At 47.7% G+C, this 12,224-nt stretch carries 11 protein-coding genes; 6 read left to right on the plus strand and 5 right to left on the minus strand.

Features of this window, described 5'->3' with window-relative positions; genetic code table 11:
- The 6 genes from purH to rodA all read left to right on the plus strand — a co-directional run.
- Positions 1 to 1,305 (plus strand): bifunctional phosphoribosylaminoimidazolecarboxamide formyltransferase/IMP cyclohydrolase (gene purH / locus BQ8014_RS12220; RefSeq protein WP_080904591.1); only part of this gene is annotated, 1,305 nt, incomplete at its 5' end.
- An 18-nt stretch (positions 1,306 to 1,323) separates the two neighbouring features.
- Positions 1,324 to 2,343 carry a rod shape-determining protein gene (locus BQ8014_RS12225; protein WP_080904592.1) on the plus strand — a complete coding sequence of 340 codons (1,020 nt, stop codon included), beginning with the start codon at positions 1,324 to 1,326 and terminating at the stop codon, positions 2,341 to 2,343.
- Positions 2,344 to 2,431: 88 nt separating this feature from the next.
- Entirely contained in the window at positions 2,432 to 3,286 is an 855-nt protein-coding gene (mreC, locus tag BQ8014_RS12230; protein ID WP_080904593.1) for a rod shape-determining protein MreC, read from the plus strand.
- Entirely contained in the window at positions 3,279 to 3,800 is a 522-nt protein-coding gene (mreD, locus tag BQ8014_RS12235) for a rod shape-determining protein MreD (RefSeq protein WP_080904594.1), read from the plus strand. The genes mreC and mreD overlap by 8 nt, the downstream gene beginning before the upstream one ends.
- Positions 3,787 to 5,649: a penicillin-binding protein 2 gene (mrdA, locus tag BQ8014_RS12240; RefSeq protein WP_080904595.1), complete on the plus strand. Its 1,863-nt coding sequence runs from the start codon at positions 3,787 to 3,789 to the stop codon at positions 5,647 to 5,649. The genes mreD and mrdA overlap by 14 nt, the downstream gene beginning before the upstream one ends.
- Positions 5,636 to 7,084 carry a rod shape-determining protein RodA gene (gene rodA / locus BQ8014_RS12245; protein WP_080904597.1) on the plus strand — a complete coding sequence of 483 codons (1,449 nt, stop codon included), beginning with the start codon at positions 5,636 to 5,638 and terminating at the stop codon, positions 7,082 to 7,084. The genes mrdA and rodA overlap by 14 nt, the downstream gene beginning before the upstream one ends.
- Positions 7,085 to 7,087: 3 nt before the next feature.
- Here the strand turns inward: rodA and gldH are convergent, their stop codons facing one another.
- From gldH to BQ8014_RS12270, 5 genes are all read right to left on the minus strand, one after another.
- Entirely contained in the window at positions 7,088 to 7,570 is a 483-nt protein-coding gene (gene gldH / locus BQ8014_RS12250; RefSeq protein WP_234998036.1) for a gliding motility lipoprotein GldH, read from the minus strand.
- Positions 7,539 to 8,912, minus strand: coding sequence for a PSP1 domain-containing protein (locus BQ8014_RS12255; protein ID WP_080905951.1), 1,374 nt, complete (start codon positions 8,910 to 8,912; stop codon positions 7,539 to 7,541). The genes gldH and BQ8014_RS12255 overlap by 32 nt, the downstream gene beginning before the upstream one ends.
- Before the next feature lie 337 nt (positions 8,913 to 9,249).
- A complete protein-coding gene (locus tag BQ8014_RS12260) occupies positions 9,250 to 9,723 on the minus strand; it encodes an outer membrane beta-barrel protein (RefSeq protein WP_080904600.1) in 474 nt (157 codons plus the stop codon).
- Positions 9,724 to 9,771: 48 nt separating this feature from the next.
- The gene (locus BQ8014_RS12265; RefSeq protein ID WP_080904602.1) at positions 9,772 to 11,406 is read right to left on the minus strand and encodes a dipeptidase; all 1,635 of its coding nucleotides are present in this window, start codon (positions 11,404 to 11,406) and stop codon (positions 9,772 to 9,774) included.
- 175 nt (positions 11,407 to 11,581) lie between these two features.
- Entirely contained in the window at positions 11,582 to 12,121 is a 540-nt protein-coding gene (locus BQ8014_RS12270) for a pyruvoyl-dependent arginine decarboxylase (protein ID WP_080904603.1), read from the minus strand.
- Positions 12,122 to 12,224 lie beyond the last annotated feature (103 nt).

Raw genomic sequence — 12,224 nt, forward strand, 5'->3', positions numbered from 1 at the left:
AAAGTGTTCGGTGGAATCCTTGCCCGCCGTGAGAATGAAAAAGACAAAAGCCAATTGGCAACCTACGAGATACCGGAAATTGATTTAGTGATTGTCGACTTATATCCGTTTGAAGAAACGGTAGCATCCGGAGCGGACGAAGCGTCTATCATCGAAAAGATCGATATCGGCGGAATTTCACTGATCCGTGCAGCAGCCAAGAACTTCAGGGATGTCATAATCGTCGCTTCCAAAACGCAATATCAACCGTTATTTCACTTACTGGAGGAAAAGGGAGCCAATACGACTTTAGAGGATCGCCAATGGTTCGCGAAAGAAGCTTTTGCCGTATCTTCCGGTTATGACACGGCCATCTTCAACTATTTCGACAGGCAGGCAGGCAGTGCATTTCGCGTCGCTATTGATGATGCGAAAAACCTGCGCTACGGAGAAAATCCTCATCAGAAAGGAATCTTCTACGGCCAGTTCGACCGTCTTTTCGAACAATTGCAAGGGAAAGAAATTTCCTACAACAACCTGCTGGATATCGATGCGGCGGTTAGTTTGATCGACGAGTTCGACGAATTGACCTTTGCCATACTGAAACACAACAACGCATGCGGGATCGCCTCCCGCCCGACCATCCTACAGGCATGGCGCGCCGCCCTGGCCGGTGATCCGGTTTCGGCCTTCGGAGGCATCCTGATCACCAACGAAATGATAGACAAAGAAGTGGCCGAAGAAATCCATAAGATATTCTTTGAAGTGATCATTGCTCCGGATTATACGACGGATGCACTGGAGGTGCTGATGCAGAAAAAGAACCGGATCATCCTTACCCGTAAACAGGCAAAGACATCCTCCATTCAATACCGTTCAATCCTGAACGGCGTGTTGGTACAAGACAAAGACTTGAGCATCCAAACGGAAAACGACTTGGAAGCCATGACCAACAGACAGCCGGCGCCGAAGGAAGTGGAAGATTTATTATTTGCCAACAAGATTGTAAAGAATAGTAAGTCCAACGCCATTACGCTGGTAAAAGACAAACAACTCTGTGCCAGCGGAATCGGACAGACTTCCCGCGTAGACGCCCTCCGGCAGGCCATTGAGAAAGCGCACTCGTTCGGTTTCGACCTGCAAGGCGCCGTGATGGCCTCGGATGCATTCTTTCCTTTCCCCGACTGTGTTGAAATAGCCGACAAGGCAGGTATCACGGCAGTCATCCAACCCGGTGGCTCTATCAAAGACTCCCTATCCGTCGAATATTGCGACGCACACGGGCTTAGTATGGTGAAGACGGGCATTCGTCATTTTAAACACTAATGTTTTAATACAAGAAAGATGGGACTATTTTCTTTCACTCAAGAAATAGCGATGGACTTAGGAACGGCGAATACCATTATAATCTGCAATGGAAAGATTATGGTAGATGCTCCCTCCGTCGTCGCCCTCGACAGACGTACCGACAAGGTGCTGGCTGTAGGAGAACAAGCGCGCCAGATGCATGGCAAAACGCATGAAAATATCCGTACCGTACGTCCTCTGAGAGATGGCGTGATTGCGGATTTCTATGCAGCGGAACAAATGATCCGGGGGATGATCAAGATGATGAACCCGAAAAACCGTTGGTTTTCTCCCTCCCTCCGAATGGTTGTTTGCATACCGTCCGGAAGTACGGAAGTGGAACTACGCGCCGTACGCGACTCCGCCGAGCATGCCGGAGGACGTGATGTATATATGATTTACGAACCGATGGCAGCCGCTATCGGCATCGGCATCGACGTGGAGGCTCCCGAAGGAAATATGATTGTAGACATAGGCGGAGGAACGACTGAAATTGCAGTCATCTCTTTGGGAGGTATCGTCTCCAACAAATCTATCCGGATCGCCGGGGACGAACTGACGGCGGACATTATGGAATATATGCGCCGCCAGCATAACGTAAAGGTAGGCGAACGCACGGCCGAACAGATAAAAATCAATGTAGGCGCCGTGCTGACCACCTTAGAAAACCCACCGGAAGATTATATCGTACACGGGCCTAACCAAATGACCGCGTTGCCGATGGAAGTACCGGTTTCCTATCAGGAAATCGCCCATTGTCTGGAGAAATCCATATCAAAAATGGAGGCTGCCATACTGAGCGCTCTGGAGCAAACGCCGCCCGAATTATATGCCGATGTGGTTCGCAATGGAATCTATCTGGCAGGTGGTGGCGCCTTGATCAGAGGTTTGGATAAACGGCTGACAGACAAGATCAACATACCGTTCCATGTGGCGGAAGATCCGTTACACGCCGTTGCCAAAGGAACGGGTGTCGCTCTGAAGAATATCGATAAGTTTAAGTTTTTAATCAGGTAATTCTGCGGACACTGCCTTTACCGGCAGTGTCTTTACCAAATAAATTACGGCCTTCCGGAGGATGGGCTGACAATGTCTGTAAGATACTATGCGCAAATTGCTTGATTTCCTCGTAAGGAAAAGGCATTGGTTTTTATTCTTATTTCTTGAGATCATCTCCTTCACGCTCATTTATCGAAATAATGCGTACCAAAGGAATATAATCTTAAGTTCAGCCAATCTGTTTACCGGAAAAATTGGATCGATTGCAGGATCGGTACGTTCCTACCTGAACCTCTATGAGGAGAACAAGGTTTTATCGGAACGGAACGGCACCTTGGAGCTTGAATTGCTGAAATTGCAAGACCAGATCGAAGCCATAATGGCCGATACCGTACATTTTGCCGGATATGTGCCCGATTCGACAGAAGTCTTTCCTTTTGAATTTATCTCAGCGGAAGTTGTCTCCAACAGTGCGGCCCAACTGAATAATTATATTACGATCGACAAGGGAACGGAGGACAGCGTCTTTACTGACATGGGGGTTGTTTCCGACGAAGGGGTAATCGGAGTCATTGCGGTAGCCAACAAGCATTATTCCGTAGTCATGCCGTTAATTAATCCGAAATTCCGTTTGAGCTGCAAGCTCCTACGGACGAACTATTTCGGATCGATGAACTGGAACGGGCGGGATGCCCGGCATTCCTATTTATACGAATTGCCGAGGCATGCCGAATTCAGTAAGGGAGATACGGTCGTTACCAGCGGTTATTCCGCCGTCTTCCCTCCCGGGTTAATGGTGGGAAGGATTGCTTCTGATGCCCAACAATACAATGACGACTTCTACTCGCTCAAAGTGGAATTGGCAACCAATTTCTGGACATTGAAAAATGTCCGTATCATTAAAAATTACCGGCGTCCGGAACAAATCAGTATCGAACAGGAGGCGAAGAAAAATGATTAAACACATACTGACAGGAACCTTCAATTTCATCGTATTTGTACTGATTCAGGTATTGATTCTGAATAATATTCATTTATTCCGGATCGCAACCCCTTTTATCTACTTGTATTTTATCATCAAGCTTCCGATCCGGACGCATCGTACGCAAGTGGTATTCCTTTCCTTTCTGATCGGACTGGTGATCGACGCCTTTTCTAATACGCCGGGCATGCACACCGCCGCCTGCACACTGGCCGGAGCCGTACGTGCCCCGTTGATCCGTTTTTTCAAGGGGGATGAACTCCCCGGAGAAGCAGTTCCCTCTTACCGCCTGTTCGGTGTGGGAGGATTCATTCGCTACGTAATAGCGATAGTGGCAATTCATCATCTTATGTTATTCTTTATTGAATCCCTTACACTCTTTGACCCGCTATTCCTTCTTCTCCGGATTGCGGCAAGTATTTTTTTAAGTACCTTGCTGATTTGTATTGTCGAAGCATTTAATATCGGGGCCAAACGAAGTGGAGAATTTTGATTCGAAATATACATTAAGCAACCGCTTTTATGTCATTGCGGGGGCAGTCGTTCTTGTCATTCTCTTGTTTATAGTACGACTGTTTTACTTGCAGATCATCGACAGCGATTACAAAGCATGGGCGGACAGCAATGCGTTCCTGAAGAAAACGCTCTACCCGTCCAGGGGGGCCATCTATGACCGTAAGGGCAAACTTTTGGTCTATAACCAGCCGGCTTACGACGTCATGTTGATCATGCGGGAGGTACAGCCTTTCGATACGCTTGATTTTTGTTCGACGCTTAACATTACGAAAGAGCAATTGATTCAGCGATTTGAGAATATTAAAAACAGAAAGCTCAATCCGAACTATTCCTCTTATACTCCCCAGGTCTTTATGAACCACCTGACAACAGCCGAGCATGGCGTATTGCAGGAAAAGCTGTATAAATTCCCGGGATTCTACATCCAAAACCGTACCGTACGCGAATATGGTTTCCCGAATGCGGCCCATGTGTTGGGCAACGTCGGGGAAGTAAACCGAAAAGACCTGGAGGAAGAGCCTTACTACAGCATTGGCGACTATTCGGGAAGAGCCGGAGTAGAACGTTCCTATGAAAAAATATTGCGGGGCGAAAAGGGAGTGGAAATACTTCTTCGTGACGTACACGGGAGGATCAAAGGAAAATACGAAAACGGGAAATACGACCGGCCGCCGGTATCGGGCAGAAATATCAAGCTGGCAATCGACCAGGAACTGCAAGCCTACGGGGAAAAACTCATGGCGAATAAACTGGGAGGAATCGTGATGATCGAACCGGAAACAGGAGAAATTCTATGTATGGTCTCCTCTCCAACCTTCGACCCCTCCATTCTCGTAGGGAAAGAGAGGGGAAAAAACCACATGCTTCTGGAAAAAGATACCCGTAAACCATTACTGGATCGTTCCATCATGGCCTACTATCCTCCGGGATCTACCTTTAAACCGGCCCAGGCTCTGGTCTTCCTGCAGGAAGGCATCATTACCCCCCAGACGTTGTATACCTGCAATCATGGCTATCCTTACCTTCATGGCAAACCGGCCTGCCATTCGCATGCTTCCCCCTTGAACTTAATTGCGGCCCTGGCTACTTCGTGCAACTCCTATTTTTGCTGGGGACTGCATGACATGCTGGACAATCGGAGAAGGTACCAGAGCGTACAGGAAGCCTTTGAAGTGTGGAAAAACCATATTATATCCATGGGTTACGGATACCGGCTGGGCGTCGATTTGCCTTCGGAAAGAAGAGGATATATTCCCAACAGCAAAGTCTATGACACCATGCATAATAAGCGCTGGAATTCCAGCAGCATCATATCGACTGCCATCGGTCAGGGGGAAATCGTGACGACTCCATTGCAGATCTGCAATTTGGCGGCGACGATCGCCAACAGGGGTTATTTTATCACGCCCCATGTGGTAAAGGAGATAGAGGATACTACGCTAGAAGCAAAGTACACGGAGAAGAGAAATACGACCATCGAATCGCGGTACTACTACCCCGTAGCCGATGGAATGAGAAGGGCCGTCACGGAAGGGACTTGCCGGGCGGCAAACCTGCCGGACATTTCCGTTTGCGGAAAGACCGGTACGGCGCAGAATCCGCATGGGAAAGACCACTCCATTTTCATGGGCTTCGCTCCGTATGAGAACAGCAAGGTAGCTATTGCCGTCTTCGTCGAAAATGCCGGGTTCGGAGCGACTGTCGCTGTGCCGATCGGAAAGTTGATGATCGAAAAGTACCTGAAGGGAGAAGTCGCGGAAGAGAACCGGTATCTGGAAGAGCAAGTAATCAACACCGTTATAGAGCCGAATTATGTATTACGATAATAGAACATCCATTTGGAAAACAGTCGACTGGTTCACGATCCTGCTTTACGTGCTGATGATAGTAACCGGATGGTTCTGTATCTGTGGAGCCAGCTATGAATTCGACAGTAATTCATTCTTCGACCCCAATGGGCGTCCCGGATCGCAAATGTTGTGGATCGCCACGTCATTCGTTCTCATCTTCATCATACTCATGCTGGAGAAGAGTTTTTTTGAGGTCTACGCCTATGTCATCTATGCTATTATAATCCTGCTGTTGATCGCGACCATCTTTCTGGCGAAAGATATCAAAGGCTCCTATTCCTGGCTCGTATTAGGGCCCGTACACATACAGCCGGCCGAGTTTGCCAAGTTCGCCACCGCTCTGGCTTTGGCCAAATGGATGAGCACCTACGGCTTTGTACTGAATACAGCCCGTAACTTTGCGCTCACAATAGCATTCATTCTCCTCCCGATGTGCTGTATCCTTTTACAGAAAGAGACCGGTTCCGCACTTGTCTTCCTCGCCTTTTTCTTCATGCTGTATCGGGAAGGAATGTCCGGCTATATCTTATTGGCCGGCATCTGTGCGATTGTCTTTTTCATCGTGGAGTTGAAATTTTCGGATGCCATTATCGGCATCACCCCGATGGGTAAACTCATTGTTTCATCACTAATCCTTTTGATTTCTACCTTACTCGTATTGATCGAAAGGAAGGGAAGGCCGGCCATCCGGATTATCCTGATAGGAATCACGGGCGTCCTCCTGATCGCAGGAGCGCTTTCATTCTTTTATCCGGTCAACTTCGCCTGGGTTCTTCTGGGATTAATCGGAGCGCTGGTTCTCTATCTCGTTTTCCTGTCGGTAATAAACCTGATGCCGCATTACGCCCTGATCGCCCTGTTCGCCACCCTATCCGTCGGTTTCCTTTATTCCGTCGATTATGTATTTGACGACTTGTTGGAACCGCACCAGCAAATGCGTATCAAAGTATCTTTGGGATTGGAAGACGACCCGAGCGGCGCCGGCTATAACGTTAATCAGTCGAAGATCGCGATCGGATCAGGCGGTCTGACCGGAAAAGGCTTCCTGAACGGAACACAAACCAAGCTGAAATATGTCCCGGAACAGGATACGGATTTTATCTTCTGTACGATCGGCGAAGAATTCGGCTTCGTCGGTTCCGTATTTGTACTGCTGCTTTATGGCGCCTTCATCATCCGCCTGTTTGTGCTGTCAGAACGGCAGGAAAGCGCATTCGGAAGGGTCTACGGATATAGTGTGGCCTCGATATTTCTCTTTCACCTGACGATTAACGTCGGGATGGTCATGGGCCTGAGCCCCGTAATCGGCATTCCCCTTCCCTTTTTCAGCTATGGAGGATCCTCTCTTTGGGGATTCACCATCCTGCTTTTCGTCTTCCTTCGCATCGACGCCTTGCGCAGGGAACGGTAGCCGTCATTTTGCCACCTCTACCCTTACTCCTATTTCCTCGATACCGGGAAGGCGTTGGTCACGCATGCCCTGTTGGATGCCCAGCGTATACCGTCCGGAATGGGGAAACACGTACTTTTTACGCAAAGGGTAGCTAAATTCAAAAAGGGTGATGCCCCTTCCTTTCCACTTACCGAATTCGTCGGCCAGCAAGCACTCAATCGTATCCCGTACCATCGGGCCAATCGGACGCTCTTCCCCGATAAATAACCATAGGTTCTGGTAGGGATAAAAATTATTATTCCTTATCTCCAGCGTAATCTCGTAGGGAACGGAAGGATCCTCAATATCAAAAGTAAAATAATAAATCTTTTCCTTATCCCATGAAGTCCCCTCGATAACCTGGTACTGGTCGTAAACAAAAGGCGAGCCGCACGAGGCAAAGAACAAGGCAAGCAGAAGGGCTACCCCTGCCTTATGCCCTGGGAGACACTTCCGGATTTGCATTCCTATCCTCTTGCGGCTTGTCATTGTTCGAAGAGTTTGCCTGTGGTTTGTTCTTCTTGTTCCGGTTTCTGTTCCGGTTATTTTTACCACTCTGGTTATTATCATTCCTGGGAGGGCGGTTTACTTTAGCCGCCTTGTTTCCGGGCGCTTCTTCCCGTTCTTTGCTATTTTGTGTGCCGTTGAAGACCTTGGGAGCCACAATCTTAGGGGCATGGACGCCTGCCTCTTTGCCCTGGGTGGCTACCGGTTGTTCGGCAGGTTCCTTCCTGTTGTTATTATTATTGTTCGTGTTCCCTTTTTTCTTTTTCTTCTTCAGGTTGTCGAAACGCGTCACGCTATCTTGTCCCAAGAGATCATGCGTCTCCCGGTGATTAGCCTGGGGTTTGGCGTCGGAATCCAAAGCGACCGGCTTTGTCCCTTTCTTGTTCAAATCGATCACTTCCAAAGCCCTTTCCGCAGAGATGGTCACCAGGTTGGCGGCAAACGCGCGGTTTGTGGAATAACTGATTTCCTGCTTAAAGACATCCGTTTTGAAATGAAAATATGTATTATCTTTTGTTTCCAGGACGGCATCCCGGGGCGGAAGTTTCTTCTGAGCTTCCATATAGGCATCCACCTCGAAGTTGATGCAGCATTTCAGTTTGGCGCATTGTCCAGCCAGCTTTTGGGGATTCATCGAAATATCCTGGTAACGGGCGGCATTCGTAGCCACCGATACAAAGTTTGTCATCCATTTCGAGCAGCAGAGTTCACGTCCGCAAGGGCCGATTCCACCGATCCGTCCAGCCTCCTGGCGGGCGCCGATCTGTTTCATTTCGATCCTCACCTTGAATGCATCCGCAAGCACTTTTATCAGTTGGCGGAAGTCTACGCGTTCATCGGCAATATAATAGAAGATCGCCTTATTACCGTCTCCCTGGTATTCCACGTCCCCGATCTTCATGTTCAGCTTCAAGTCAGCCGCAATCTGCCGCGAACGGATCATCGTATCATGTTCCTTAGCTTTCGCTTCTTCGTACTTTTCCAGATCGACCGGTTTGGCCTTGCGGTAGATGGTTTTAATCTCAGTGGTGTCGCGCACATTGTTTTTCTTCATCTGCAGGAGTACCAGTTTACCGGTCAGCGTGACTGTCCCGATGTCATGCCCCGGACTCGATTCCACTGCAACGATATCTCCCTTTTCAAGCGGGATCTTCGCGCTATTCAAATAATACCCCTTACGGGTATTTTTAAACTGTACTTCCACATAATCCGTTGCCCCTTCGGCATCCGGCACGTCACAAAGCCAATCATAGGTTTCCAGTTTATCTTTATGTTTTTTGCAACATCCTTTGACGCACATGCTGCAACAACCTCCATTCGTTTGTATGTATCTCATTTATTCTGATATGCAAAATTTATTCAGCATACAAAAATAAAAAATTAATCTCATACTCCTCTTCTCTTCCCCCTTTATCTGTCATACTGATATGAAAAAAGCTTCCCGAAGGTTTTTTATTTACCGATAATCTCTCTATGGTAACGATAAGCATCCCCCTCGCCTTTGTTCTTATTCCTGCCTGCTAACTTTTTATCAGCGCATTCCCGATTTATCTTTTGACAGGGAAACAATAAAAAACGGCGCAGGCGAAAACCGCCTGACGCCGTCCATGAAAAAACTAAGTAGATAAAACTCTTCTTTAGAAATTATAGGCTACACGAACCGCAAAGAGGGCTTGGTCAAAGTCTTTGATGATATGATACTTTAAATCCAGCCCCACGGTCAATTCGGGAGTGGCGTAGACCTCGCCGCCCAAACCGATATTGGCGCCGAAACGGGTATAAGTGGTATTGTCATTCCATTTAAAATCCCAAAAAGATAAACTCAAACCGCCAATCGGGTAAAAGGCAAACTGATTGCTCAACAGTACCACATAATGCGCATTCATATCGATTGACCAAGCGCTCAAACCGTCTTTCTTCACATAGTGAGTCAAGGAAGGGGCAAAACGGAATTCATCCGTAATGCTATATCGATAATCAATCCCCAATGTTGCATTCTCGGTATCAAATCCGTATCCCATGCTAAGCCCGATAGAAGAAAGCCCTTGCTTTTGGGCTGAAGCGCCAAAAGCAATCATTACGAGCGAGAAAACAATAAAAATTTTTTTCATACCATTAAGTTTTTGTTTATACTCAAAAAAGTTGTTTACTAATAAACATCATTCGGCCTTCAATCGTTCACCGGCACTCTGCACAATACTCCGGTAATAGGCTTCATCATATCCCGGGAAATCAGGGTAAACCGGCAATCCGTAAGGATTCCGCTTAAATTTGCCGTTTTCTTCTTTTTTCACATTGCCGTCGATATATTTGACCAGAAGGTATTCCCCAAGCTGTTTCCAACGGGCAGTCGCCTGGTCGGCGGTCGTCGTACTGAACCAGGAAAGGAACTTGACCGCCTCGGCGGGATTTTCGGCATAAAGCCCGGCAGCAGCCTTGTCAATAGCCGGAACTGCCTGCTGATAGGCATCCTCCAATTCCTGCTGTACCTTGCGAATGTCCTTGATCATATAACTGTATTTACCGTATGCCATATTGGCTACCCAATTATGGATCCAAAAGGCGGAAGTCCAGGAGAATGTTAGCAAGTCTCCGTTTCCTACGCGGTAACTTTCCGGAATGGCGACCGAGGAACTATACACAGGTGTAAAGACAGCCATATCGGCATCATCCGTCCCGAACCAAAGGATACCGCCCAGCGCATCCGGCAGCCAGTTACGCATCTGCGGGACAATAACAAAGCCGGTTTGCTGCGTTGCGATCGCCCGCTCGTTCACGTATTCCTGCCCGTCGACCTTGAAAGTCATCGGACGCCAGCGATAAGGCACTTTATAGGGGCCCGCCCCGGCGTCTTTCGTCATATCCAGGCTCGTCCCTTCATAATGATCCCGCATGACACTCTGTACGTCCTGCACCGATAGCTTACGGTCCGGCTTGATATAGAGCGGCATCGGCTCCTTGCTGGCATCTCCCCGGATGAACGCTTCATACTTAGACATCGAATCGTCATATCTCCGAAAAAAAGACCAGACACGCGCTTCGCAGCCCCGCAAACTGCTGAAGTCATACGGACAATAGGCTTTTGCAAAACTGAAGTCCTCGTCTTTTCCTTTGAAATAGCCCTTTTCACGGGCGAAACTGACCACATCCGGCGAATAAAGGCAATTCTCTTTATCGTTGAAAGGGATTTTCTGGATTCGGGATTGGTTGGCATGCGCCGCAATACAGTCGTCAGGGATGCGGATAGCTACCCAGAGGGCGCCTTTGTTTCCAACGCCTTTTCCTACCATCTCCATGATCCAGGCTTCGTTCTTATCAGCAATCGAGAAAGACTCTCCGCCGCTGTAATAACCATAATTTTTTACTAAATCCGTCATGATACGGATGGCTTCGCGGGCGGTTTTCGCCCGCTGAAGGGTGATATAGATCAAACTGCCGTAATCGATGATCCCGGTGGTATCGACCAGTTCCGGCCGGCCTCCGAAAGTACTCTCCGTGATCGCGACCTGGTGTTCGTTCATGTTGCCGACCACATTATAAGTCTGCTCTGCTTGCGGAATCTTGCCCAAAGGCTTACCGGTATCCCATTCCACGACATCCAACAAGGCTCCCTTGGGCCATGTAGCTGCCGGCCAATGATACAACTCACCGTATAAAGCATGCGAATCCGCCGCATAACTAATCATTACCGACCCGTCCACCGAGGCTTTCCGCCCTACCAGCAGACTGGTACAGGCCGTCGCCTCCATTAGGGATAACAGCAATACGCCTGTCGTTCCTATGACTTTTCTCATATTTCTAAATTTCTCCAATTGTTTGTTTTACTTATTATAACGTATAGGAATATCAAGCGCATCTATGTGCGCCGACCTATACGCATGGGTTATTCTTATTTCTTATTAACTGATATTTGTTTTGCAAAGTAAAGAAAATACCCCTTATTCCAAAAATCAGCGGACTTATTTTATCCTATTCCTGGATCTCAGGCACGATAAAATCGATAAAACAAAGCGCAGACAATGCCGTCCCGTATCTTTTTTCAACCGTGATGCCTTCCGTTATAAAGTTTAATTCTCCCAGGTAATACTGATGATAGGTCTTTTGATGCAAATCATTGATAACGCGTATCAGTCTGGATTCCAACTCTTCTATCCTGTAGCGTCCGCTCACTTCACAAACCAGCCCTCCGGCTTTCTCGTCGAAATCCTCATCCTTATACATCCAGGCATAGACTATCCCGGCCGAAACAAATTCATCTTGATAACCGTGCGAAACGGCCATGATGGTCTTCAACTCTGATCCGAAAGGAGGAAGATCAATCTCATCCACCGTCACCAAATGGGCGGTTGCCGGAATGACCGACGAATAGGTCATGATATTAAAATCAGCAATACCGGCATCGTAAAGAGCCATATGATAGGAACCTGCATGTTTTTCCAAATCAGATTCTCCACTCCCTTTTGTAATAAAAAAGGCATTTGGAATTAAATTGCCTACTTTCTTAACCATTTATGCAAAATGTTTTAATTTAAATCATCCAGTGACGGGCAAAAGTACAAACTTATTAGAATAAGAAGACGAATAATTCCAGACTTCTTTATTATCGATTGGC

The sequence above is a fragment of the Parabacteroides sp. Marseille-P3160 genome, from assembly GCF_900162725.1.
In the GTDB taxonomy this organism is placed as follows: Bacteria; Bacteroidota; Bacteroidia; order Bacteroidales; family Tannerellaceae; genus Marseille-P3160.

Coding starts and splice junctions, on each gene's coding strand:
- BQ8014_RS12225 (WP_080904592.1), top strand. CDS start 1,324: ATGGGACTATTTTCTTTCACTCAAGAAATAGCGATGGACTTAGGAACG.
- mreC (WP_080904593.1), top strand. CDS start 2,432: ATGCGCAAATTGCTTGATTTCCTCGTAAGGAAAAGGCATTGGTTTTTA.
- mreD (WP_080904594.1), top strand. CDS start 3,279: ATGATTAAACACATACTGACAGGAACCTTCAATTTCATCGTATTTGTA.
- rodA (WP_080904597.1), top strand. CDS start 5,636: ATGTATTACGATAATAGAACATCCATTTGGAAAACAGTCGACTGGTTC.
- gldH (WP_234998036.1), bottom strand. CDS start 7,570: ATGCAAATCCGGAAGTGTCTCCCAGGGCATAAGGCAGGGGTAGCCCTT.
- BQ8014_RS12255 (WP_080905951.1), bottom strand. CDS start 8,912: ATGTGCGTCAAAGGATGTTGCAAAAAACATAAAGATAAACTGGAAACC.
- BQ8014_RS12260 (WP_080904600.1), bottom strand. CDS start 9,723: ATGAAAAAAATTTTTATTGTTTTCTCGCTCGTAATGATTGCTTTTGGC.
- BQ8014_RS12265 (WP_080904602.1), bottom strand. CDS start 11,406: ATGAGAAAAGTCATAGGAACGACAGGCGTATTGCTGTTATCCCTAATG.
- BQ8014_RS12270 (WP_080904603.1), bottom strand. CDS start 12,121: ATGGTTAAGAAAGTAGGCAATTTAATTCCAAATGCCTTTTTTATTACA.